This window comes from Streptomyces sp. NPDC041200, assembly GCF_055591805.1.
Window position 1 is genome coordinate 72,760 of sequence record NZ_JBVIZF010000002.1, and the last position, 24,388, is coordinate 97,147.

Below are 24,388 nucleotides of genomic sequence, written 5' to 3' on the forward strand. Positions count from 1 at the left end.
AACGGGACCGCCGGGGCCGGAAGTAAGTCGGGTCAGCGGGTGAAGGCCGGGGTGAAGTCGACCGGGATGGACGACACACCGCGCATCATCAGCGCGGAGCGCCACTCCAGCTCGTCGGGGGTGACCGACAGGGCCACATCCGGGAGGCGGTCGATCAGGACCTCGATCGCGGCCATGGCGATGTTCTCGGCCAGCTCGCGGGCGGCCTGGGGGCAGCCGTGCGGGCCGTGGCTGAAGGCCATGTGGGCCTGGTTGCCGGACGCCCCGGCCCGGAAGTCCGGGCGTACGTCGGGGTCTGCGTTGGCCGCCGCGAGGCCCAGCATCATGCAGTCGCCCTTGCGGATGTGGCGTCCGGCGAACATGGTGTCCTCGGACGCCCAGCGGCCGACCCAGTTGGGGACCGGAGTGGCCTCCCACAGCACCTCGTTGAGCGCCTGGCCCACGCTGCGCCGCCCACCCGCCATCGTCACCGCGAACCGCTCGTCGGTGAGCATGAGCCGCAGCGCGTTGCCGATCAGGTCGGTGGTGGGCTGGTGGGCCGCGTAGACGTTGCCCAGGAGGTCGTTGATGATCTCCTCGTCACTGAGGCCCGCCGGGTGGAACGCCAGCACCGAGGCGATGTTGGACGCGCCGGGGTTGGCCCGGGCGTGCTCCAGCAGCGCCACCATCCGGTTGGTCAGCCGGTCGAACGCGGCCGGTCCCGCCTTCCCGCTGACCAGGTCGACCATCTCCTGCGTCAGAGCGGGGTCGTCGTCCAGCCCGTACATGGGGTTCAGCACCCGCAGCGGGATCTGGCTGGCGTACTCGGCCATCAGATCGGCGCGCCCGCTGCCCGCGAAGACGTCGATCAGCGCGTCCGCGACCCGCTCGCACTGCGCCCGCAGCTCGGACGGGTCCACGGACTCCATGCTGTCGATGATCGCCTCGGAGCGGCGCTCGTGTTCGGCGCCCTCGGAGAACAGCATCGTCGGCCGGTAGGCGACGAACGTCATCAACTCCCAGTCGGCCGGGACCCGGTCCCAGGAGTGCCAGCGGCGTGAGTCGCGGGCGAACAGGTTGGGGTCCGTGGTGACCCGCAGCAGCTCCCGGTACCCGAGCACCAGCCAGACGGGAATGTCCGGTTCGAGCAGCACGGGGACGACGGGGCCGTGCTCGCGGCGGAGCTTGCGGTACAGCTCGTCCGGATCGGCGCGGAGCAGATCCATGTCCAGCCGCACCGCGTCCGGCTGCTCCGGCCAGCCCTGCGGGGGCGGTGCGGCGGGGGCGAAGGGGTCCTCTGGTGGGGACGTGGGGTCCGGGGTGGTCACGCGGTGGTCTCCCGGGCGGCGGAGGAGGTGGACAGGGAGTAGAGGTGACGGGCCAGCGCGACCAGCACGGCCTTGCTGGAGTCGCGTTCACGGGCGTCGCAGTCGATCACGGGGACATCCGGGGGCAGATCGAGCGCGTCCCGGACCTCCTCCAGGGTGTGCTGCGGTTCGGTGAAGTTGTTGCGGGCCACGATGAACGGCGTCCCGTGGTACTCGAGCCGGTCGATGGCGTACCACGAGTCGGCGAGCCGGTTGGTGTCGACCAGGACGACCGCGCCCAGGGTCCCGGCGAAGAGCCGGTCCCACAGGAACCAGAAACGTTCCTGTCCGGGCGCGCCGAACAGATAGAGCACCATCTGCTCGTCCAGGCTGATCCGGCCGAAGTCGAAGGCGACCGTGGTGGTCGTCTTCGACTGGACGAACGAGGCGTCGTCGATCCCGACGCCCGCCTGGGTCATCGTCTCCTCGGTGCTGAGCGGGCGGATCTCGCTCACCGACTGGACCATCGTCGTCTTGCCCACGCCGAATCCGCCGACGACGACGATCTTGAGGCCATCGCTCGCGCTCGCCCGCAGCGGTGCCCGGACGTCGGCGCGGTCAGAGGTTCTGGAGTGCAACGAGCACCTTCTTCAGCGTTTCGGGCTCCGGCAGCCCTCCGTTGTCGGGGCGGGCCGCATGCGGATGGCGCGCGGTGATCTTGCCGGTGTCGAGCAGGTCGCAGAGCAGGATCTTGACCACGCTGACGGGCAGTCCCAGGTACGAGGAGATCTCCACGACCGCCATGGGCCGACGGCACATCCGGAGGATCTTGACGTGCTCGGACTGCATGCCGAGTGAGGGATCGGATTCGCTGACGATGAGCGTGACCATGTCGAACACGCTCTCGTCGGCGCGGCTGCGGCCACCGGTGACGGTGTACAGCCGGTCAGGGTCCTCGCTGTCGAGCGGCCCTCGGATCATGCGTCCGTCCCGCCGCCCCGGCCACCGTTCGCGAAGGTACGGGGCGCCGCCCGCAGATGGTCGCCGATCTGCTCGACCATCTCGTTCATGTTGTGGCCGATGATGCCGACGTCGGCCTCGTCGTGCGCCACGACGGCCAGGTGCGCGCCCTCGCCCGCCTCGACGATGAACAGGATTCCCCCGTGGAACTCCGTCATGGACTGCCGGACGCCGCCGCTGCCGTCCCCGAACTCGATCGACGCGCCGTGGGAGAGGCTCTGGATACCCGAGGCGATGGCCGACAGCTGGTCGGCCTGGTCCACGGAGAGACCGGACGTCAGGCACAGCTTGAGACCGTCCCGGGACAGCACCAGCGCGTGCCGGGCCCCCGGCGTCTTCTCCAGCAGGTTCTCCAGCAGCCAGTCCAAGCTGCGGTCTGTGGTGTTCATCGGCGTTCCTATCATCACGGCTGGTCGTTCTCTGCGGACTCAGCGGACTCGGCGGACGGCGCGGGACAGCCGCGCGTGGCGTCACGGAAGGCACCGAAGCGGGCACCGGCGTCGGTACGCGGGGGCTTCGGCTTGGCGTCGGGCGCGGGGCGCGGTGTGGACCGGGTGGCGGCGGCGAGCGTCTCACCGCGGCGCCGCCGGGGCAGCCCGTTGACGCGCGGCTCCGCCGGGGCGTCGGCGCCGGAGGGGCCATCGGATGAGCTGGGTGCGCCGGACGCGCCGGACGGCTCCGCCTCGGGCGACGGGGCGGACGGCGCCGACGGCGCGGAAGCGGCCGGAGCGGGCTGAGCCGGAGCGGGCTGAGCCGGGGCAGGCCGGGCCGGAGCGGGCTGGGCCGACGGGGCGGGCGTCCCGGCCACCGGCTCGGCGCGCTCGGCGCGCTCGGCACTCGCGGCGGTCCGCGGCCGGGCGGGCTCGACACGGTTCCGTACGGGCGCCTCGGGCACCGCGTCCTGGTTGATGTGCGTGATCAGCTGCTGCGGGATCAGAACCACGACGCCGGTACCTCCCCGGGCGGACGGCCGGAAGGAGACCGTCAGCCCGTGCTTGCGGGCCAGACAGCCGACGACCGCGAGGCCGAGCCGGGTGCCGGACAGGGTGGTCAGGTCGAGTGTCTGCGAGGAGACCGCCTTCTGGGCGCGGGCCAGCGCGGACGGGCCCATGACGAGGCCGCCGTCCTCGATGGTGACCACGACGCCGGTGTGGGTCTCCTCGACGTACACGTGCACCTCCTCGGTGGGAGGCGAGAAGCTGGTGGCGTTGTCCATCAGCTCGGCGAGGGCGTGCATGACGCCCTCGGCCGCGTAACCGGCCACCGCGGCGTTGCTGGCCGCGTGGACCCGTACCCGCTGATAGGCGCTGATCCGGCCGACCGCGCCGCGCAGGATGGACTCCATCACGATGGGTTTGGTCCAGCGGCGCCCGGAGCGGGCGCCGGTGAGCACCGCGATGCTGTCCGCGATACGGCCCGTCTGCGCGGTGGTGTGGTCGAGCTTCAGCAGGTCGCCGAGGACGCTCTCGTCGTGCCGGTTCTCCATCTCGCGCAGGTCCGCGAGCATGCTGGTGGCCAGGGCCTGGACCCGGCCCGCGGCGTTGGCGCAGGCGGCCATCGCGGAGGCGCGCATGCGCTCACCGGTGCCGATCTCCTGCACCACCCGGCGCAGCACCCGGCCGTGCGCCTGGTCGCCGGGCTTGGTCACCTGCATCAGCACGGTGTCCACGGAACCGCCGTCCCGCAGGCCCTTCACCGCAGCGGGAATCGTTTCGTCAGCGAGACGGGCGGCCTCCGCGGAGTACTGCGCGGCCGAGGCCTCCAGGCTCGCGATCCGGGACTGCAGACGGCCGATGGTCCGCGACCGGTGGGCGGCGACCGCGAGGGTCAACCCCAGCGCCACGGCCACCAGCGCGCAGAAGACGGCGACGAGGACGCGCTGGGCTTCGGGCACCTCTGCCGTCACCCACGCTCCCGCCCCGCCGGCGACGACCGCGGCCAGCAGGGGCACGGCCAGGGCCTGCCGGGTTACGGCAGGCCCTTTGTAGGGATGGCTGGATATATGTGCTGACATCTATCAGGTCCTCATGGGCGCGTTCGAGGGTTGAGGGTGGACCACGCGGACATCAAGCCGTGGGCGGCACATGGTAGTACTGCTCAGAGAATTTTGAACGACCGCGCTCAGCACACGGACCATGACGACCTGTCAGCATCGCGGTCCGGTACCGAACGTTGTCCGATCGCGCCAAAGGTGAACGGTTCTGAGCTGGGGTCACGTATCCCTTTCCCCGCACAGCACACCTGATTGTCGTGGCTAGAGTGACTAGCACTGCTAGGGTCAGCTGTCATGTCCTCAACCGAACGCCGTGACCACGAGCGCGCCCGGCGCCATCAGCTGATCATCACCGCCGCTCGTGAACTGGCGGAGGCCGAGGGCTGGGACGCGGTGACGACCCGTCGGCTCGCCGAGCGCGTCGCCTACAGCCAGCCGGTGCTCTACAGCCACTTCAAGGGCAAGGACGCCATCGTGCGGGCGGTCGCCGTCGAGGGCTTCGGCGACCTCGCCGCCGGGCTGCGGCGGGCCCGGGGGACCGCGGAATCGCCCCGGGAGGCGCTGCGCGCGGTCGCCCGCGCCTATCTGGACTTCGCGGTCGCCCGCCCCGCGCTCTACGCGGCGATGTTCGTGATGGAGTCCGGCGTCCCGTTCGCCCAGGAGGACACGCCGACCGCGCCGCGCGCCGCCTTCGCTGAGCTGGTGGCCGCGGCCGGGCAGCCGGGCGGCGGACGGGACGAGCTGTACGCGGAGGTCATCTGGGGCGCGCTGCACGGGCTCGCCGTACTGGCCCGCGCGGGGCGGATCCCGCCGGAGCTGCAGCGGGAGCGGCTGGACGTCCTGGTCGAGCGGTTCGCCCGGGACGCGGCGGGCGGCGCGGGCCCGGCGGCCTGACGCGGCGTACGGCGCGGGCCCCACGGCCTGACGCGGGCGCCGGTCAGGCCGGGCCGGGTACCACCGGCGGCCGGGACGCGTGCGCCGACGGCTCCAGGGGAGGCTCCGGCGGGTCCGGCAGGGCCAGTTCGGCCCAGATGACCTTGCCGCCCGGGATGTAGCGCGTACCCCAGCGCTCGGCGAACTGCGCGACCAGGAACAGCCCCCGGCCGCCCTCGTCGACCGGTGTCGCGTACCGCAGATGCGGTGAGGTGCTGCTGGTGTCGGACACCTCGCAGATCAGACTGCGGTCGCGGAGCAGCTGCAACCGGATCGGGCCGGTGGCGTGCCGGATGGCGTTGGTGATCAGCTCGCTGAGGACGAGTTCGGCGGTGAACGCCACCTCCTCCATGCCCCACTCCTCCAGCTGCCGCTGCGCCTCGGCGCGCACCCTGGCCACCGCGGCGGGGTCGGACGGCACGTCCGAGGACACCACCCGGCCGGGGCCCAGCACCCGGGTCCGGGCGGCGATCAGCGCGATGTCGTCGCCCGGCTCGGTGGGCAGCATCGCGTCGAGCACCTCGGTGCAGATCTCCTCGGGCGACCGCCCCGGTCGTGACAGGGCGTGGCGCAGCATCTCCAGACCGATGTCGATCTCCCGGCGGCGGTCCTCGATGAGCCCGTCGGTGTAGAGGACGAGATGGCTGTTTTCGGCCAACTCCAGCTCGGCCGAGTCGAACGGCAGCCCGCCGAGGCCGAGCGGGGGCCCCGCGGGCAGGTCCGGGAACTCCACCGAGCCGTCCGGGCTCACCACCGCGGGCGGCGGATGCCCGGCCCGGGCCATGGTGCAGCGCCGGGTCACCGGGTCGTAGATCGCGTACAGACAGGTGGCGCCGGTCGCGCCGGTGGTGGGCTCGCCCCCGGGGACGCCCCGGCCGAGCGGGCTCTCGTCCTGGTCGATGCGGGCCACCAGATCGTCCAGATGGGACAGGATCTCGTCGGGCGGCAGGTCGAGGGTGGAGAAGTTGTGCACCGCCGTCCGCAGCCGCCCCATCGTCGCCGCCGCGTGCAGCCCGTGCCCGACGACGTCGCCCACCACCAGCGCCACCCGCGCGCCCGGCAGCGGGATCACGTCGAACCAGTCGCCGCCGACGCCCGATTCGGCGGGCAGATAGCGGAAGGCCACGTCGAGGGCGCTCTGCGCGGGCACGGCGCGGGGCAGCAGGCTGTGCTGGAGGGTCACCGCCATGGTGTGCTCGCGCGTGTAGCGGCGGGCGTTGTCGATGCACACCGCCGCGTGCAAGGCCAGCTCCTGCGCGAGCGTCACCTCTTCCTCCTCGAAGGGCTCGCGCTCCGCCATCCGCCAGAAGTTGACCACGCCGAGCAGCACGCCGCGGGCCCGCAGCGGCACGGTGACCAGCGAGCGCACGCCGTACTCGATGACCTTGCGGGTCTGGTGGGGGTCCTGCGCCTGCCAGCCGTACGCCTGGGTCAGATCGTCCTCCACGACCGCCTGCCCGCTGCCCACGCCCCACGCCTGGGGTGTGGACTCGGCGAACGAGAACCGCTCGCCCACGCTGTAGAAGGGGTGGTCGGACCGGATGCCGTGGACGGCCGCCCGGCACATCTCCGCGCCGCCGACCGCGGGCGGCTCCTCCCCGCGCGCCACGGGCTCCGCCAGGTCGACCGTGACGAAGTCGGCGAACCGCGGGACCGCCACCCGCGCCAGCTCCACGGCGGTGCGTCCCACATCGAGCGTGGTGCCGACCTCCACACTGGCGTCGTACAGCAGCTTGAGCCGCTTCTGCGCCACGTCGGCGCGGCCCGTCAGGGCGCGCAGCTCGGTGGAGTCGCGCAGGGTCGCGACGCTGCCGGGCGGTCCGCCGTCGCGGTCGGTGGGCCGGTTGTTCACTGCCAGCAGCCGGTCACCGGCCGCCAGCACCTCGTCGGTGACGACGCGCCGGGAGACCAGCAGACCGGCCATCCCGGGGTCCAGGCCCAGCTGGTGGATCGGGCGCCCCTCGGGGCGCGGCGGCAGGCCGAGCAGCCGGGACGCCTCGTCGTTGGCGAGCACGAGACGGGCGTCGCCGTCGAGGATCAGCACGCCCTCGCGGACGGCGTGCAGCACCGCGTCGTGGTGCTCGTACATCCGCGTCATCTCGGCCGGGTCAAGGCCCCGGGTCTGGCGCCGCAGCCGCCGGCTGACCATGGCGGTGCCGCCGGTGGCCAGTGCGAGCGAGGCGGTGACGGCCCCGATGAGCAGCGGCAGCTGGCGGTCGGCGAGCCCGCTCACCGTGCTGATCGTGATCCCCGCGCCGACCGCGCCGACGACCTTGTGGTGGCGGTCGAAGATGGGCGCCACCGCGTCCATCGCCTGGCCCAGGGTGCCGGGGCCGACATCGGTGGTGGTGTGCCCGTGCAGCGCCGGTTCGATGGTGCCGACGTAGTGCTTGCCGATCCGGTCGGGCTTGGGGTGGGTGAGCCGGATGCCGTCGGTCTTCATGACGACGACGAAGTCCAGCCCGGACCGCTTCCGGACGGCCTCCGCCTTCGGCTGGAGCACGGCGGTCGGGTCGCGGCTGCGCAGGGCCTGGACCATCCCCGGCGAGTTGGCGAACGACTCGGCGACGGCGACCGAGCGGCCGCGGGCCTCATCGGTGGCGTCGTGCCGTACCTGCAGCACCAGGGCGACGGTCGCCGCGACACCGAGCAGCAGCACGATGATCAGCTGGAGGACGAAGACCTGGCCGGCGACACTGCGGACGCTCATCCACGTCCGAGAGCGCCGTCCCGCCTCCTGAGGGCGCTCGCGCCGCCGACTCCGTGGGCGCCGACCGGGGAACACGCGGGCAACCCACGATCGACCCATGAACCGGGCCATAGAGATACATCTACACCGGTAATTCCCGGAAGGCGAGCCCCATCCGCACGTTATGCCCAGGAGAATCACCATCTGCCGAGAAGGGGTGACTTTGCGTGCAGGCGGCCGTCCGGGACGCGGGGTGCCGAGCCCGGCGGACTGTGTAAACCTGACATTAGGGCAATTCACCCGAATTGCCGCGAAACGGCGGCCGCCGGGCCGTCGGTCGCGCCTGACGAAGGAGCCCGACATGGCCACTCACGCGGGTGGAGTCCACCCGGGAACCGCCCCCCGCAGCTACGGCGGGGTCAGCGGACGTCTCGTCTTCGGGGCCGTCATGATGCTCTTCGGCGGTCTGATGACCCTCGCCCAGGGCATCGCGGCCGTACGCAACGACAGGGTGTTCGTGGCTACCCAGAGCTACGTTTTCAGCTACGACCTCGGCGGGTGGGGCTGGATCCACATGATCCTCGGCGTCGTCCTGGTGGTCGCCGGACTGGCGACGTTCACCGGAGCGATGTGGGCCCGGACCGTGGGTGTAGTGATCGCGGGGCTCGCCCTGCTGGCCAACTTCCTCTGGCTGCCGTACACCCCGCTGTGGGCGACGGTGCTGCTGCTCATCGACGCGTTCGTCATCTGGGCCCTGTGCACCGGGGGCCAGGGCATGGAACCGGGAATGGGCGGCGCGGGAATGGGCGGGGCGAGGATGAGCGGATCGGACACGGGCAGGACGGGCCCCACGGGCGGCGGGCAGGGTCCCGAGCCCCGGGGTGGCGGGCCCGGACCGGATCCCGAAGCCCGATGACGACCAGGGCGGTGTCACCGGCGGCCCGGCCGCCGGTGACACCGAGACCAGCCGTGCCGTCGGGGTAAGCCCAGCCCGCGGGTGCGGCGCGGCGGAGGCGGAGGCAGGCTGGAGCCATGCTGCTGGCCGATGTCGCACGCACCTCCCGGCAGGTCGCGGCCACCTCCGCCCGCTCGGAGAAGATCGCCGCCCTGGCCGCGCTGTTCCGCCGCACCGAACCCGCCGAGGCCCCCGTGGTGATCACCTACCTCGCGGGGAAGCTGCCGCAGCGCCGCACCGGTGTCGGCTGGTCCACCCTGCGTGGGCGGCGCGAGCCCGCCGCCGCGCCACGGCTCGCCGTCCTCGACGTGGACCGCGCGCTGAGCCGGATCGCCGCCGTCTCCGGCACCGGCGCCGGGGCGGAGCGCAAACGGCTGGTGAGCGCGCTCATGGCCGACGCAACCGAGGACGAGCAGCGCTTCCTGCTCGGGCTCATCGGCGGGGAGCTGCGCCAGGGCGCGCTGGAGGCGCTGGCCGTGGAGGGGCTGGCGCAGGCGGTCGGCGCACCGCCCGCCGAGGTGCGCCGGGCGGTGATGCTCGGCGGTTCGCTGGGCGCGGTCGCCGAGGCGCTGCTCGCGCGCGGCCCGGCCGCGCTGGCCGACTTCCGGCTGGAGGTGGGGCGGCCGGTGCTGCCGATGCTCGCGCAGAGCGCGGGAGATCTGGACGAGGCCATGGACCGGCTCGGCCCGTGCGTGATCGAGGAGAAGCTGGACGGCATCCGGGTCCAGGTGCACCGGGACGGGGACGACGTACGGATCTACACCCGCACCCTGGACGAGGTCACCGACCGGCTGCCCGAGGTCATCGCGGCGGCCCGCGAACTCGCCGTGCGGCGGGCCATCCTCGACGGCGAGGTGATCCTGCTGGACGAGGCCGGGCGGCCGCGCCCGTTCCAGGAGACCTCCGCCCGGGTCGGCTCCCGGCTCGACATCGCCGGGGCGTCCGCCGCGCTGCCGCTGTCCCCCGTCTTCTTCGACCTGCTCGCCGTGGACGACCGCGATCTGCTCGCGCTGCCGACCCGCGAGCGCCACACCGAACTGTCCCGGGTGGCCCCCGCGCCCCGCCGGGTGCGGCAACTGGCCGCCGAGGACCCGGCGGACCCGGAGACCCGGCGGGCGGCCCGCGCGTTCGCCGCCGACGTGCTCGCCCGGGGCCACGAGGGCGTGCTCGCCAAGGGCCTGGAGGCCCCGTACGGCGCGGGCCGCCGCGGCGCGTCCTGGCTGAAGGTCAAGCCGGTGCACACCCTCGACCTGGTGGTCCTGGCCGCCGAATGGGGCCACGGCCGCCGCACCGGCAGGCTCTCCAACCTCCACCTGGGCGCCCGGCGCCCGGACGGCACGTTCCTGATGCTCGGCAAGACCTTCAAGGGGCTGACCGACGCGCTGCTGGACTGGCAGACGGAAGCCCTGCTGGGGATCGCGGTCAGCGACGACGGCTGGGTGGTGCGGGTGCGCCCCGAACTGGTGGTGGAGGTGGCCTTCGACGGCCTCCAGCGCTCCTCCCGCTACCCGGCGGGCGTCACCCTCCGCTTCGCCCGCGTCCTCCGCTACCGGGAGGACAAGCCCGCGGCCCAGGCGGACACGGTCGAAACGGTCCTGGCCCTGCGACGGCCGTGAGCCGGGCCGCCCACTGACGTCCCGTCAGGAGTGTTGCGCGGGAGCCTCGTTCAGGGGTGCGGGACAATGGGCGCTCCCGTACCGAACGAGAGGCCCCGCGTGGAGACGACTGTCGCCGCTGACCGTGCCGACGGGCGCGCGTCCGGTCGGCGGGACGCTGTCCGCCGCCTGGTCCGGTTTCCCGGCGGGGGCCGGGCGGCGGCCTGGGGCGCGCTGGGGACGCTGGCCGTGGTGAGTGTCGTGCTGGGGTGCCGGGCCGTGGGCACCGATGGCGTCACGCCCGTACCGCAGCTGCTGGCCTTTCTGCCCTGGCTGCTGGTCCCCGCCCTGCTGGGGCTGCTGCTCAGCGTGGCCGCGCGCTGGCCGCTGGGGTGCGGCTGGGCGCTGCTGGCCGCCGCGGTGACCGGCTGGTTCATCCAGCCGTACGACCCCGGCCCGGCGCCCGCGCCGCGCGGCCCGGTCGCCGCCCCGCTGCGGGTGCTCAGCGCGAACCTGGAGTTCGGGCAGGCCACGGACGGGCTGCTGGACGCGCTGCGCCGGGAGCGGCCGGACGTGGTGTCCGTCCAGGAGTGCGACGTCCACTGCGCGGACGCGCTCGGCTCGGCGGCCGTCCGCACGGCGTATCCGTACCGGGAGATCGTCACCGGCAGCCCCGCCGAGGGCTCGGCGATCCTCAGCGCCTTCCCGCTGGAGAAGGCGCGGGGCGTCTCCGGCGAGCTGTCGATGCCGGGCGCGGTCGCGCGGATCGCGGGCGTACGGCTACGGCTCCAGGTCGCGCACCCGATGCCGCCGATGCCGGGGCAGCTGGGCGTGTGGCGCACCGAACTGGGTCGGCTGCGCGCCTACGCGGCCGGGCGGGGCGACGACCCCACGCTGATCGCGGGCGACTTCAACGCGACCCAGGACCACGCCGCCTTCCGGGCCCTGCTGGACACCGGGATGCGGGACAGCGCACGGGCCACCGGGCTGTCCCGGACGCCGAGCTGGCCGAGCGCCACGACCCCGGTGCTGGGCGCGCAGATCGACCACGTCCTGGTCAGCGACGCGCTGCGGCCGCGCACCGCCCGCTTCCTGGACCTGGGGAACACCGACCACCGGGCGCTACTGGTCGACCTGGACCTGCACGCGGCGGGTTAGAGGCCGTCCGGGTCGTCCGCGGTGGCCAGTTCGAAGGGGTCCTGGGCCGGGGCCTCGCCGGGGCCGTGGGGCTCGCGCCGCCACCGCTCCTTCTCCGCCTCCAGCGCGTTCCACAGCAGATTGAGCGGATGGCCGGGGGCGTACGCCGCGCGCTCCCCGCGCCGGGTGAAGGCGCCCAGCAGCACCTCCAGCTTCGGCCCGGTGTCATTGACCAGTTCGACGGCGCGCAGACCGCGCGCGTACGCCGCCTGCGGGTCGCCCGCCGCGTCCGCGACCCCCTCGGTGACCAGCATGCAGCCGCGCACCACCCCCGAACGCAGCAGCTCGAAGCCGTAGTTGACGTTGTCGATCTCGGCGGCGATGCGCAGGGTGTCGCGGTAACCGGCGCCGAACCAGGTGTGCAGCACCCCGGCCATCACCCCGCCCGCCGAGACCACCATCGGCAGCGTGGCCAGCTCACCGCGCTCGACGGCCGGTCCGGGCAGTTCGTCCACGGGCAGATTGGTCACCAGCGAGACCGCGCTGCGCCGCCACTCCATCACGTCGAAGGCGTCGAGTTCGCGGGAGTTTTCGCCGCCGGTCACCACGCTTCCGCACACCAGATCGATTTCCTTGGCGCGCAGTTTCGCGAGCACGTCCCGGGTCCGCACATGGCCGACCCTGAGGTCGATCCCGCGTTCCCGGAATTCCCCCGCCACCCGCTCCCGGGCGCTCGCGAGATAACCGAGCGTAAGGCGCGTGGTGCCCACCATCAGACTCCGGCCGAGACGACGGCGGGAGCCGTGGATGCCGTCCAGCCAGTTACCCAGCGTTTCCCGCGCCAATTCGACGAGGGCCCCGCCCGTGCCGGTGAACAGCACATCCTTGCCGCGCCCCTGCTTGAGCACCAGAGGTTCGCCGCACAGCTCGGAGAAGTTGCGGTTCATGGTGTCGAGCTGCTTTTGCACACTGGCCTGTTCCCGCCCCAGCGCCCGGGCGGCGCCCAGCGCCGTACCGGTCTCATGGACCACGACCAGCGTGCGGAGCTGGTCCATCGTGGTGTCCATGAGGGCGAGCGGACTGTCCAGCAGTCCGGTCCTCGTCATGATTTCCCCTCCCCGTTTTCCCCCGCGTACCGCCGGGGGCTCCCGAGTTTACGCAGCCGCCCCCTGGTAACCCGGGCGGATATGAGCGAGATACGCACCGATGCGCGGAAGGTCAGGGCCGGACGGCACACCGTCGAGATCAGCCGCCCGGAAAAGGTGCTCTTCCCCGACGACGGAATCACCAAATCGGATCTCGTCGATCACTATCGTGCGGTCTCCCGGCTCATCGTGCCGCAGTTGCGCGACCGTCCCCTGATGATGGAACGCCACCCGGACGGAATCGGCGGCAAGCCGCTCATGCAGAAGAATGCCCCCGACCACTTTCCGGAATGGGTGCGCCGGGCCGTTCTCCCCAAGGAGGGCGGCAAGGTCACCCACCCGGTGTGCGACGACACCGCGACCCTTGCCTATCTGGCCGGTCAGGCCTGTATCACCCCGCACCGCTGGCTCTCCCGCGCCGACCGTCCTGACCACCCCGACCGGCTCGTCTTCGACCTCGACCCGCCCGGCGAAGGCGGCGGCTCCGGCTTCGAGGAGGTGCGGTTCGCGGCCCGGCAGGTGTGCGGGCTGCTCGGCGAACTGGGGCTGCCTGGGCTGCTGATGACCACCGGTTCGCGCGGGCTGCACGTCGTGGTCCCGCTCGACCGGCGCGCGGACTTCGACACCGTACGGGCCTTCGCCCGCGACGCCGCCGACACGCTCGCCGCCCGCCACCCCGACCGGCTCACCACCGAGATGCGCAAGGACCAGCGCGGCGGACGGCTCTACCTGGACACCCAGCGCAACACCTACGCGCAGACCGCGGTCACCCCGTACGCCGTACGCGCCCGCCCCGGCGCCCCCGTCGCCGCGCCGATCGACGCCGCCGAACTGGACGACCCAGCGCTGGCCGCGGACCGCTGGACGCTGCGCACCTTCGAGGAGCGGATGCGGAACGACCCCTGGTCCCACGCGGACACCAGGGGTCGTTCGCTGCGCACCGCGCGGCGGCGGCTGACGCGGCTCGCCCAGCGGTGATCAGGCTCGCTCAGCGGCAATCAGGTGCGGCTACGCGCCGATGTCCCCGCCGTCGCGCCGCCAGACGCTGACCACCGACGGGCGGACCAGCGTGCCCGGCCCCTCCGGCCACGTGGACGCGGGCTTCTCGACGCTCGCCCCGTCCAGCTCGCCCGGATGCTGCACCGCCACCAGCACCCGCCGGTCCTGCACGACCGGCCCGCAGGTCTCGGCGCCGTTCGGGACGGTCAGGAACTGCCGCACCTCACCGCGCCGGCCACCCGCCGTCGCCACCCCGAACAGCCCGTCGTGGTTGCCGAGCGCGTTGCCGTCGGTGGAGATCCAGAGGTTGCCGAACGCGTCGAAGGTGAGGTTGTCCGGGCAGGAGATCGGGCTGACCTCGTCCTTCGGGAAGCCGCCGAAGTAGGTGCTCGGGTCCTCCGGGTCGCCGCACACCAGGAACAGCCGCCAGTTGAAGCTCTTGGAGCCCGGGTTGTTCCGGTGCTCGGTCAGCTCCAGGATCTGGCCGTGCTTGTTGCCGTTCCGCGGATTGGCCTCGTCGACCGGCGCCTTGCCGTCCTTGCCGCGGTCGGTGTTGTTCGTCAGCGCGACGTAGACCCGGCCGGTGCGCGGGCTCGGCTCGACGTCCTCGGGGCGGTCCATCTTCGTCGCGCCCACCTTGTCGGCGGCCATCCGCGTGAAGACGTACACCTCCTCGGCCGTCATCCCGTCCACGTGCGAGGTGTCGCCGGTCGCCAGCGGTATCCACTCGCCGGAACCGTCGAACTCCCCGTCGTCGGGCAGCTTCCCGGAGCCGTCGATCTGCGAGGCCGGGCTGTCACCGGTGAACTTGGCGACGTACAGCGTGCCCTCGTCCAGCAGCGTGCGGTTGTGCTCGCGGGCGGTGCGGCTGCCGCCCTTCATCATGCGCTTGGCGGACACGAACTTGTAGAAGTAGTCGAACTTCTCGTCGTCGCCCATGTAGAGCACCGGGCGGCCGTCGGTCGTCAGCCGCGGCTCGGCGGCCTCGTGCTTGAAGCGGCCCAGCGCGGTGAGCTTGCGCGGGGTGGAGTCCGGGTCGAACGGGTCCACCTCGATGACCCAGCCGAACCGGTTCGGCTCGTTGGGCTCCTTCGCCACGTCGAAACGGTCGTCGAAACGCTCCCACTTGCGCTCGGAGGGGCCCTCCTCGAAGCCGTAGCGCTTCAGGCGCGCCTTCGTGGTCGCGTCGGGGGCCTGGTCGGCGTGTCCGAAGTACTGGTTGAAGTTCTCCTCGCCCGACAGGACCGTGCCCCACGGGGTGATGCCGCCGCCGCAGTTGTTCAGCGTGCCGAGGATCCGCTTGCCGGACGGGTCCGCCGAGGTCCGCAGCAGCTTGCCGCCCGCCGCCGGGCCCGTCACCTCGAACGGCGTCGTCGCGGTGATCCGCCGGTTGAGCTGGTGCCTCGGAACGGCCGTGAGCTTGCCGACCGTGCGGTGCTCCTCCGCCACCACGACGGACAGCCCGTGCGCCGCCCAGCCGATCTCGGCCTGCTCCCGGGTGGGGTTGTCCGCGTCGTACCCCGCGAACATCAGCACCTCGTCGGTGTACTCGTGGTTGACCACCAGCAGCTGGCGGTCGCGCTCGTGCGGGACGTCCAGCACGGCCATGTAGTCGTTGTTGTAGCCGAACTGGCCCGCCTGGGCCTTCGCCGACTGGTGGTCCGGATCGAAGGCGGGCGCGCCGCGGAGGATCGGGTCGCCCCAGCGGATGACAAGGTTCTGGTCATGTCCCTCGGGGATGACCACCGTGTCCTTCGTGTTCGGCGCGACCGTCGGAAAACGCAGCCCACGGGCGGGCTTACCCGCCGTATCCGGCCTGCCCGACGCGGCGGCGGCCCGGGGCGCCCGCCCCACGGCCGCGACCCCGGTCGCGGCCGCGACGGTCACCACGGCACTCGCCCGCATCAGCGAACGGCGCGACAGGGCGCCCGCGATGACGTCCCCGACGTAGGCGTTGTCACTCGTGTTCGGCGTCTCGTGGAAACAAGCGTCACCACAGCGGTACCGGCAGGTCAGTGCGGAACGACCGCCCGTATGCGAGCTGATGAGCGGCAGGAGCTTGGGCACGACTTCCCCTCCGTAGGACGTCACATCGTGGCGGCCCCCGCCGACATGACGTCGGAATCCTTTGGCCGCGAAGCTAGGCGTGTAGAACCGCACGCCGACAACCGCACCGTGAACCGGGGGTGAACGACCGGCGACCGGAATCGACGACCGAAACCAGCCGGTCGGACCGCTAGCCTTTCGGCACCACGGTCATGCGACGTCATGTACCGCACTCGAACACGTGAGAGGCATCTCCCATGGGCATACGGGACCTACTGCGCAAAGTATTCGGACGCTCCCGAGACACACGGGTGGACGATTCCGCTGCGCCGGAGGCGGCAGTTGTCCCGGCCCCGTCATCCGAGTCGGACTCGGCTCCCGAGCCGAAGCCCGACCCGGCGCCGGAAGAACCCGCCCACGACCCGGCTCTGGCCGAGCCCCTGAAGACCCTGGACGAAATCCTGGGCGCCCCCGCCGCCCCCACGGCCCCCCAGGACAAGCCCAAGTCCCCGGAGGACGCCCCCGCCGCGGAGACGGCCGAGCCCGGCGTCACGGACGCCCAGCCCGCGCAGGCGGAAGCGCCCACCGCCAAGGACGAGGCGGACGCCCCCAAGGAGGAGGCGGACGCTCCCAAGGACGAGGCAGCGCCCGAGCCGGTGACGCCCGAGGCCGCCGTCGCGGCCACCGACGAGCCGGCCCCGGCAGCGGAAGCCGCCGCCCCGGCCGACAGCACGCCTGCCGCGCCTGCGGAGGCCGAGCAGGAGCCGACCGCCGAGGACGCCCCGGCGGACAACGCCGAGGCCGAAGCGGTAGCCGAGAGCGAGCCGGCGGCGAACGCCGACGACGAGCCCGCCCAGCCCGACACCGCCTCGGCAGAGGCCCAGCCCGAGCCGACCAGCGCCAAGGCCGAAGCGGCGCCCGAGCCGGTGGCGGCCGAAGCCGCCGCCACGGCCGAGCCCGCGACCGCCACCCCGGCCGACGTCACCACATCCACCTCGCCGGAGCCCGCCACCACCGAGGACACCCCGGCGGACGACACCAAGGCCGAGGCAACCACCAAAGCCGAAAACGCCGCCACCGAGGCAGCACCCGAACCGGTGACAGCCGCCGTGGAGGAGTCCACCACCGAACCCGCCCCCACGGCGGACACCAAGCCCGAGGCCGCACCCGAGCCCGAGACGGCCGTGGCCGCGGAGGCCGTTGCGGCAGATACCGCGCCGGAGCCCCAGCCCGCGGCTCCGGCCGCATCGGCGGAGCCGGTCGCCGCTGCGAGCACGGACGCCGAGCCGGAGCCGTCCGCCGAGGACGTCCCCGCGGACGCAGCGCCCGAACCGGAGGTGGCCACTCCCGTCGCGGACGCGACCGCCACCCCGGCCGACGTCACCACCTCCATCCCGGCGGAGCCGGCCACCCCCGAGGACACCCCGGCGGACGACACCAAGGCCGAGGCAACCACCAAAGCCGAAAACGCCGCCACCGAGGCAGCACCCGAACCGGTGACAGCCGCCGTGGAGGAGTCCACTACCGAACCCGCCCCCACGGCGGACACCGAGGCCGAGGCCGCACCCGAGCCCGAGACGGTGGCGGCCGAGGCCGCCGCCGGAACCACCGCCACGGCGGACGGCGACGCGGGCGTCGACGGGCTCTCACAGAGGGCTCCGGGGCTCGCCGGGATGGGCGCCGCCGCGGGGCAGGCGCTGGCGGGGCGCAAGCTCGGCGACACCCGTGCGGTCGTCTACCTCGTGCTGGACCGCTCGGGGTCGATGCGGAACTACTTCAAGGACGGCACCGTCCAGCACTTCGCCGAGCAGACGCTCGCCCTCTCCGCGAGCGTCAACGACAGCGGCACCCTGCCCATCGTGTTCTTCTCGACGGACATCGACGGCACCGCCGAGATCGGCGTGGACGACTACCAGGGCCGCGTCGAGGAGCTGCACGCCTCGCTCGGGCACATGGGGCGGACGAATTACCACCGGGCGGTCGAAGCGGTGATCGAGCACTACAAGGCGTCCGGGGCGACCGACCCGGCCCTGGTGGTCTTCCAGACGGACGGCGCGCCCACCGGCAAGGCGGCAGCGGAGAAGGCGCTGTGCGAGGCGGCGGGGCTGCCGCTGTTCTGGCAGTTCGTCGGGTTCGGCGACCCCGAGGCGAAGGGGTTCGACTTCCTCCGCAAGCTCGGCACCTCACCGGCGCTCGCCGTGCCGGAGAAGCGGGCGCTCGACAACGCGGCGTTCTTCCACGCCGGTCTCGACCCCCGGTCGCTGTCCGACGCCGAGCTGTACGAGGAGCTGCTGAAGGCGTTCCCGGGGTGGCTGGAGAGCGCTCGGGCCGCGGGCGTACTCGCGTAGGACAGACACAGCACACAGACGAGGGCCGTCCGCGCACCGGAATACCGCGCGGGTGGCCCTCACTGCTCAGATACGATATGGGCGGCTCCTGCCGCCCGCACGGCAGGCCAAAAGTCACCCACCGTACCGACTTGGGAGCAGCCTGCAATGGCTCGACACCTCATCACCAGCGCCCTTCCCTACATCAACGGGATCAAGCACCTGGGCAACATGGTGGGGTCCATGCTCCCGGCCGACGTCTATGCCCGCTATATGCGCCAGCGCGGCCACGAGGTGCTGTACGTCTGCGCCACCGACGAGCACGGCACCCCGGCCGAGCTGGCCGCCAAGGAGGCCGGGCTGCCGGTGGACGTGTTCTGCGCGCAGCAGCACGACGCGCAGAAGGCGATCTACGACGGCTTCGGCCTGGCCTTCGACTACTTCGGCCGCAGCTCCTCCCCGCAGAACGTCGAGATCACCCAGCGGATCGCGCGCGAGCTGAAGGCGAACGGCTTCATCGAGGAGCGTTCGATCCGTCAGGTGTACTCGATCGCCGACGGCCGCTTCCTCCCCGACCGCTACATCGAGGGCACCTGCCCGCACTGCGGTTACGACCGGGCCCGCGGCGACCAGTGCGAGAACTGCACCCGGGTGCTGGACCCGACGGACCTGATCGACGCCCGCTCCGCGATCAGCGGCAGCAGCGATCTGGAGATCCGGGAGACCAAGCACCTGTTCCTGCTCCAGTCGAAGCTGGCCGAGGAGGTCGGCGCCTGGGTCGAGGAGCGCGGGAAGGACTGGCCGACGCTCGCCTCGTCGATCGCCCGCAAGTGGCTGACGGAGGGGCTCCAGGACCGCGCGATCACCCGCGACCTGGACTGGGGTGTTCCGGTCCCGGCGGACACGTGGCCGGAGCTGGCGGCCGAGGGCAAGGTCTTCTACGTGTGGTTCGACGCCCCGATCGAGTACATCGGCGCGACCAAGGAGTGGGCGGACAAGGACCCGTCGCAGCGCGACTGGAAGTCGTGGTGGTACGACGTGGACACGACCGTCCGCTACACCGAGTTCATGGCGAAGGACAACGTCCCGTTCCACACGGTGATGTTCCCGGCCACCCTGCTCGGCACCCGGGACGTCTGGAAGAAGGTCGACGTCGTCAAGGCCTTCAACTGGCTGACGTACTACGGCGGCAAGTTCTCCACGTCGCAGAAGCGCGGGGTCTTCACGGACGCCGCGCTGGAGGTGCTGCCCGCCGACTACTGGCGCTACTTCCTGATGGCGAACGCGCCGGAGTCCGACGACACGTCGTTCACCTGGGAGCACTTCACCGCCACGGTCAACAAGGACCTGGCGGACACCCTCGGCAACTTCGTCAACCGGGTGCTGTCGTTCTCCCGCAAGCGGTTCGGCGACGAGGTCCCCGCGGGTAAGGCCGCGGGGGAGGCCGAGGAGCGCCTCGGCGAGGAGATCGCGCGCCTGCTCGCGGAGTACGAGGAGCACATGGACGCGCTCCAGTTCCGCAAGGCGGCGGCCGCGCTGCGCGCCCTGTGGAGCGCGGGCAACTCCTACCTGGAGGAGAAGGCCCCCTGGCTGGAGATCAAGGCCGACCAGGAGGCCGCGGCGCTCACGCTCCGCACGGCGATGAACCTGATCCACCTCTACGCGATCGTCTCGGAGCCCTTCATCCCGGCGTCGGCGGCGGCCATGCGGTCGGCGTTCGCGCTGGAGGGGGACACCGCGCGGTGGGTCGGCCAGGAGGAGGCCAGGGCGCTGTCCTCGGTCCCGGCGGGCACGCCCTTCACGGTGCCGCCGGTGCTCTTCGCGAAGATCACCGAGGAGGACCTGGAGTCCTACCGGGAGCGCTTCGGCGGTACGGACGAGCCGGTGGCGGCCCAGGAGCCCACCGAGCCCAAGGCCAAGTAGCGGCGGCGTCGATCGTTCGGCAACCGTACGTTTAGCCCGCGCGATGACCCTGTGGAGGAAACCTCCACAGGGAAGTCGAGGAACCCAGTGCCGGACCCATGTGTCACGGTGTCGGTCCACGGCCCCGATCCGCTCGCGCGGGCCGGGGTCGTCCGCCATCTGGATCAGCAGCCGGGCGTCGAGCTGACGCACCAGACCGGCGCGGTGGCCGTCATGCTCGCCGAACGCCTCGACGTCCGCGCCGGGGCCGAGCTGCGCCACCTGGTGCGGGGCGGGCGGCAGCGGGTGGTCCTGGTCGCGGGCGAGCTGCGCGAGGCGGAGCTGCTGACGGTGATGGAGTACGGCGTACGGGCCGTGCTGTGGCAGCACCGGACCACGCCCAGGCGGCTGCTGCGCGCCGTGCGGCGGGCCGCCCGCGCGCAGCGGGGCGAGCCCTGCGGCGTGGACCGGCGGCTGACCGACCTCTTCCCGCGCTGATCACCATGCCGACCGGAGCGCGGAACCCCCGGAGAGCCCCCACGAGCCCCCCGGGGGCCGCCGTCACATGCCGGTGCCGTCGTTCGTCGCGTCGGGGTCGACCCCGAGGGTGAGCGAGCCGACGACTCCCTTGGCGATCTTCCCCTTGTGGTACTGGAGCTTCAGCAGGCCGCCCTCGGTCCCGTTGCCCGGGTAGATGCCGTCTTCGTCGAGGGTGGTGCGCGGCGTGGTGCTGGTGCTGTACGGCGCCACCTCGGCCGAGTCGAGCACGGCCTCCTCGGCGAAGAAGAGCTGTCCGGTGTGGCAGGCGTGGCCGCCCTCGTAGCCGGAGTCGGTCATCTTGCCGCCCACGTGCACCTTGGTGTGGATGTGCACGCACCGGCCCCGGTACCAGCCGGGGAAGACGGTGGTGAACTCGACGAAGCCGTGCCGGTCGGTGAGCTGGGTGCCACGCAGATACCGCTTGTCGTCGGTCGGGTCCTGGTGGCCGCCACCGCCACCGGGCGGGCCTCCGGTCGGCGTGCCCGTGGGCGTACCGGTGGGCGGAGTGCCGGTGGGCGGGGTGCCGGTGGGCGGGGTGCCTCCGCCGCTGCTGGAGTCCTCGTAGCCGGAGTAGAGCCCGAGCGCGTCGCAGTGCCAGATGTCGACGGCCGCTTTCGCGAGCGGTTTACAGGTGTCGGAGTCGATGAGCTTGAGCCGGAGGGTCATCGGGATGCCCTCCTTGCCCTCCGTGATGTTCTTTCTGATCTTGTCGGCGTCGATGTAGTACGGGCCCTCGGTGGTCTCCGAGGTGAGCCGGTAGCAGACCTCCTGGGACGAGGAGGAGGCCGACGCCGAAGGGGAGGCACCGGAGGTGGAGCCGTCGGCGGAGGCCGATGCGGCGGTGGCGGCGACGGTGCCCAAACCGGCTGCCGCGACCGCGGCGCCGCCCGCCACGACCACCCGGCGCCTCGTCATGTCCCGCCCGTTCGCGGGGGTGTTGCTCTGGGGTTCGGTCATGGCAGGGGACGCTAGAGCCGCAACCTGGCAACAGCATGGGAGCCTGCTGTGAATGCCTGTGGGAACGGCGTCAACGAGCCAAAGTCAGCGGGCCAGCGAGTCGGCCGGACCCATCACCACGACCGGGTGGCGGTCGGGGTCGAGGGTGCGCAGCAGCGTCCGCATGTGCGCCCTGGAGAGGCTGATGCAGCCCTGGGTGGGCCCGTTGTGGTCGACGTGGAACCAGATGCCGCCGCCCCGGTCCGCGCCCATCGGTCTGGTCCAGTCGCGCGGCGAGGTCCCGGCCGTGCGGTTGTAGTTGATCGCCACGACGTAGTCGAAGGCCCCGGCCAGCGGCTCGCCCTCGGCGCCGGTGCCGCTGATGGTGAAGCCCTGGACGGCGTGGTCGTACGTGAGCCGGGTGCCCGGATCGGGCAGCTTCCCGCCCGCGTCGGACAGGCGGAAGACACCGACCGGGGAGCGGAGGTCGCCCTGCCGGTGGTGATCGGTCCAGCCGCGGGCGGCGTTGTGCGCCTTCCAGGAGGGCCCGGCCCGCCAGGCGGGGCCGCCTCCGGCGTCGCCCTCCCGGTCGCCGGTCTTCCCGGCCGCCGCGGAACGCTCGTAGAGCACGACGGAGGAACGGGTCGCGTCCCGGCCATTGCCGGTGACCACCACCACCTGCTCGGCGTCGCGGGGCACCTCGGCGCGGGTGCGCGGCCCGAGCCCGGGCAGGTCGCCCGCCCGCTCGGCGGGAGCGGGCCGCCCGGCCGGGCTCTGGGTGCCCGAGGGCGCGCCCGCCGCGCCGGAGCGGCCCGCGGAGCCCTTGGCGTCCGCGGTGCCCCTGGTGTTCGTGGCGTGCTTCTTGGACCCGTCCCCGGGCCCCCCGCAGCCCGCGAGCGCCGCGATGAGCAGCGCCGTGACCACGGCCGGAATCCGTACCCTCACTGTGTCCTCCGCCCCTGGATACACACCGGGCACGGATCTCCCCTCACGTCCGCGCCGTTACTCGGCGTCTTTCCCCTCAACCGGCTTCTCAGCCTTCTCGCCCTTCTCAGACTTCTCGGCGGCCTTCTCGGCCTGCTTGATCTGCGGCTTGCGCACCGACAGGTGCAGCTCCCGCAGCCGGGCGTCCTCCACCTCGCTGGGCGCGCCCATCAGCAGGTCCTGGGCGTTGCCGTTGAGCGGGAACGCGATGGTCTCGCGGATGTTCGGCTCGTCGGCGAGCAGCATGACGATGCGGTCGACACCGGGGGCGATGCCGCCGTGCGGCGGCGCCCCGAAGTGGAACGCGCGCAGCATGCCGCCGAATTCCCGCTCGACGTCCTCGCGGGAGTAACCGGCGATCTCGAAGGCCTTGAACATCACGTCCGGCTCGTGGTTCCGGATGGCGCCGGACGACAGCTCGGTGCCGTTGCAGACGATGTCGTACTGCCACGCCAGGATGTCCAGCGGGTCCCGGTTCTCCAGCGCGTCCAGACCGCCCTGCGGCATGGAGAACGGGTTGTGGGAGAACTCGATCTCGCCGGTGTCCTCGTTCCGCTCGAACATGGGGAAGTCCACGATCCAGCAGAAGCGGAAGACGTTCTCCTCGAAGTGGCCGGTCCGCTTGGCGGCCTCGACCCGCACGGCGCCCATGATCTTGGAGACCTCGTCGAAGTCGCCCGCGCCGAAGAAGACCGACGTGCCGGGCTTGCCCTCGACCTCGGCGATCAGCTTCTCGACGTCCTCGTCGGTGAGGAACTTGGCGATCGGCCCGGTGAGCTTGGAGTCCTCGCCGATCCGGACCCAGGCAAGGCCCTTGGCGCCCTGCTCCACCGCGAACTCGCCGAGCTGGTCGAAGAACTTACGGGGCAGCTCGGCGGTGTCCGGCACGGCCAGCGCGCGCACGTGCTTGTCGGCGAACGCCTTGAAGCCGGAGCCCGCGAAGACCTGGCTGACGTCGACCAGTTCCAGCTTGGCCCGCAGGTCCGGCTTGTCGGAGCCGTACTTCAGCATCGCCTCGCGGAACGGGATCCGCGGGAACGGCGAGGTGACGTGGCGGCCACCTCCGAACTCCTCGAACAGCTCGGTCATCACCTTCTCGATGACCTCGAAGACGTCCTCCTGCTCGACGAAGCTCATCTCGACGTCGAGCTGGTAGAACTCGCCCGGCGAGCGGTCGGCGCGGGCGTCCTCGTCGCGGAAGCAGGGCGCGATCTGGAAGTAGCGGTCGAAGCCCGCGATCATCAGCAGCTGCTTGAACTGCTGCGGGGCCTGCGGCAGCGCGTAGAAGCGGCCCGCGTGCAGCCGGGACGGGACCAGGAAGTCGCGCGCGCCCTCGGGGGAGGTGGCGGACAGGATCGGGGTCGCCATCTCGTTGAAGCCCTGCGCGGTCATCTTCTGCCGGATCGCGGAGATCACGGCGGAGCGCAGCATGATGTTGCGGTGCATCCGCTCCCGGCGCAGGTCCAGGAAGCGGTGCTCGAGACGCCGCTCCTCGCCCACCCCGTCCTCGGGGTAGACGGTGAAGGGCAGCGGGTCGGCCGCGCCGAGCACCTCGACGTCGGTGACCTCGACCTCGATCTCGCCGGTGGGCAGCTCGGGGTTGACGTTGTCGACGCCGCGGGCGATCACCCGGCCGTCGACGCGGACGACGCTCTCCTTGGAGATCGAGCTGAGCTTCTCGTTGGCGGCGGTGTCGGGCCGGACGACGAGCTGCACCAGGCCGTAGTGGTCACGCAGATCGATGAAGAGGATGCCGCCCAGGTTCCGTCGATTGTGCAGCCAGCCGGAGAGCCGTACGTCGGCGTCGACGTCAGCGGCGCGGAGCTGGCCACAGTTGTGGGACCGGTACCGATGCATCATTCATCCAAGTCGTCTGGTCGTGAGTATTGCGTACCCTCGTC

Annotated in this window: 19 protein-coding genes; 8 read left to right on the forward strand and 11 right to left on the reverse strand. The window is 72.2% G+C overall.

All coding sequences use genetic code 11. The annotated features are described in order from the left end of the window. Positions 1-32 precede the first annotated feature (32 nt). From ACZ6CL_RS05400 to ACZ6CL_RS05420, 5 genes are read right to left on the reverse strand one after another with little or no spacing between them, the layout of a single operon-like run. On the reverse strand, positions 33-1,307 hold the full coding sequence (locus ACZ6CL_RS05400) for a cytochrome P450 (protein ID WP_468931455.1): 1,275 nt from the start codon (positions 1,305-1,307) through the stop codon (positions 33-35). Continuing rightward, positions 1,304-1,924, reverse strand: coding sequence for a GTP-binding protein (locus tag ACZ6CL_RS05405; protein WP_468931457.1), 621 nt, complete (start codon positions 1,922-1,924; stop codon positions 1,304-1,306). Before ACZ6CL_RS05405 ends, ACZ6CL_RS05400 begins: the two co-directional genes overlap by 4 nt. Next, on the reverse strand, positions 1,905-2,267 hold the full coding sequence (locus tag ACZ6CL_RS05410; RefSeq protein WP_385445530.1) for a DUF742 domain-containing protein: 363 nt from the start codon (positions 2,265-2,267) through the stop codon (positions 1,905-1,907). The genes ACZ6CL_RS05405 and ACZ6CL_RS05410 overlap by 20 nt, the downstream gene beginning before the upstream one ends. Beyond that, the gene (locus ACZ6CL_RS05415; protein WP_468931459.1) at positions 2,264-2,695 is read right to left on the reverse strand and encodes a roadblock/LC7 domain-containing protein; all 432 of its coding nucleotides are present in this window, start codon (positions 2,693-2,695) and stop codon (positions 2,264-2,266) included. The genes ACZ6CL_RS05410 and ACZ6CL_RS05415 overlap by 4 nt, the downstream gene beginning before the upstream one ends. Positions 2,696-2,709: 14 nt before the next feature. Then, a complete protein-coding gene (locus ACZ6CL_RS05420; RefSeq protein ID WP_468931462.1) occupies positions 2,710-4,320 on the reverse strand; it encodes a sensor histidine kinase in 1,611 nt (536 codons plus the stop codon). 273 nt (positions 4,321-4,593) lie between these two features. Here ACZ6CL_RS05420 and ACZ6CL_RS05425 point away from each other — a divergent pair, with 273 nt between their 5' ends. Further along, complete coding sequence (locus tag ACZ6CL_RS05425) at positions 4,594-5,193, forward strand: TetR/AcrR family transcriptional regulator (RefSeq protein WP_468931464.1); 600 nt, start codon at positions 4,594-4,596, stop codon at positions 5,191-5,193. Between the two features lie 43 nt (positions 5,194-5,236). Here the strand turns inward: ACZ6CL_RS05425 and ACZ6CL_RS05430 are convergent, their stop codons facing one another. Further along, the gene (locus ACZ6CL_RS05430; RefSeq protein ID WP_468931466.1) at positions 5,237-7,942 is read right to left on the reverse strand and encodes a SpoIIE family protein phosphatase; all 2,706 of its coding nucleotides are present in this window, start codon (positions 7,940-7,942) and stop codon (positions 5,237-5,239) included. 340 nt (positions 7,943-8,282) lie between these two features. Between ACZ6CL_RS05430 and ACZ6CL_RS05435 the strand changes: the two genes are divergently transcribed. The 3 genes from ACZ6CL_RS05435 (at position 8,283) to ACZ6CL_RS05445 (ending at position 11,629) form a co-directional block, all read left to right on the forward strand. Beyond that, entirely contained in the window at positions 8,283-8,837 is a 555-nt protein-coding gene (locus tag ACZ6CL_RS05435) for a DUF7144 family membrane protein (RefSeq protein ID WP_468931469.1), read from the forward strand. Between the two features lie 116 nt (positions 8,838-8,953). Further along, positions 8,954-10,492 (forward strand): ATP-dependent DNA ligase, encoded by a 1,539-nt coding sequence (locus ACZ6CL_RS05440; protein WP_468931471.1) that lies wholly within the window; start codon positions 8,954-8,956, stop codon positions 10,490-10,492. Between the two features lie 99 nt (positions 10,493-10,591). After that, positions 10,592-11,629, forward strand: coding sequence for an endonuclease/exonuclease/phosphatase family protein (locus ACZ6CL_RS05445; protein ID WP_468931473.1), 1,038 nt, complete (start codon positions 10,592-10,594; stop codon positions 11,627-11,629). On the opposite strand, the gene ACZ6CL_RS05450 is transcribed toward ACZ6CL_RS05445, so the two are convergent. Continuing rightward, entirely contained in the window at positions 11,626-12,714 is a 1,089-nt protein-coding gene (locus ACZ6CL_RS05450; protein WP_468931475.1) for a LysR family transcriptional regulator, read from the reverse strand. The genes ACZ6CL_RS05445 and ACZ6CL_RS05450 overlap by 4 nt on opposite strands. Positions 12,715-12,795: 81 nt before the next feature. Between ACZ6CL_RS05450 and ligD the strand changes: the two genes are divergently transcribed. Then, entirely contained in the window at positions 12,796-13,731 is a 936-nt protein-coding gene (ligD, locus tag ACZ6CL_RS05455; protein ID WP_468931478.1) for a non-homologous end-joining DNA ligase, read from the forward strand. A gap of 30 nt (positions 13,732-13,761) precedes the next feature. Here the strand turns inward: ligD and ACZ6CL_RS05460 are convergent, their stop codons facing one another. After that, a complete protein-coding gene (locus ACZ6CL_RS05460; protein WP_468931480.1) occupies positions 13,762-15,819 on the reverse strand; it encodes a PhoX family protein in 2,058 nt (685 codons plus the stop codon). A 290-nt stretch (positions 15,820-16,109) separates the two neighbouring features. Between ACZ6CL_RS05460 and ACZ6CL_RS05465 the strand changes: the two genes are divergently transcribed. The 3 genes from ACZ6CL_RS05465 (at position 16,110) to ACZ6CL_RS05475 (ending at position 20,525) form a co-directional block, all read left to right on the forward strand. Next, positions 16,110-18,146: a VWA domain-containing protein gene (locus ACZ6CL_RS05465; RefSeq protein ID WP_468931483.1), complete on the forward strand. Its 2,037-nt coding sequence runs from the start codon at positions 16,110-16,112 to the stop codon at positions 18,144-18,146. Between the two features lie 147 nt (positions 18,147-18,293). After that, the gene (gene metG, locus ACZ6CL_RS05470; RefSeq protein ID WP_468931486.1) at positions 18,294-20,048 is read left to right on the forward strand and encodes a methionine--tRNA ligase; all 1,755 of its coding nucleotides are present in this window, start codon (positions 18,294-18,296) and stop codon (positions 20,046-20,048) included. 87 nt (positions 20,049-20,135) lie between these two features. Then, complete coding sequence (locus ACZ6CL_RS05475) at positions 20,136-20,525, forward strand: DNA-binding response regulator (protein ID WP_468931488.1); 390 nt, start codon at positions 20,136-20,138, stop codon at positions 20,523-20,525. Positions 20,526-20,588: 63 nt separating this feature from the next. Here the strand turns inward: ACZ6CL_RS05475 and ACZ6CL_RS05480 are convergent, their stop codons facing one another. The 3 genes from ACZ6CL_RS05480 to aspS form a co-directional block, all read right to left on the reverse strand. Continuing rightward, entirely contained in the window at positions 20,589-21,524 is a 936-nt protein-coding gene (locus ACZ6CL_RS05480; protein ID WP_468931491.1) for an intradiol ring-cleavage dioxygenase, read from the reverse strand. 84 nt (positions 21,525-21,608) lie between these two features. Further along, positions 21,609-22,448, reverse strand: a complete 840-nt coding sequence (locus tag ACZ6CL_RS05485) for a L,D-transpeptidase family protein (protein ID WP_468931493.1) — start codon at positions 22,446-22,448, stop codon at positions 21,609-21,611. Positions 22,449-22,505: 57 nt separating this feature from the next. Further along, positions 22,506-24,344, reverse strand: coding sequence for an aspartate--tRNA ligase (aspS, locus tag ACZ6CL_RS05490; protein WP_468933266.1), 1,839 nt, complete (start codon positions 24,342-24,344; stop codon positions 22,506-22,508). Positions 24,345-24,388: the final 44 nt, after the last annotated feature.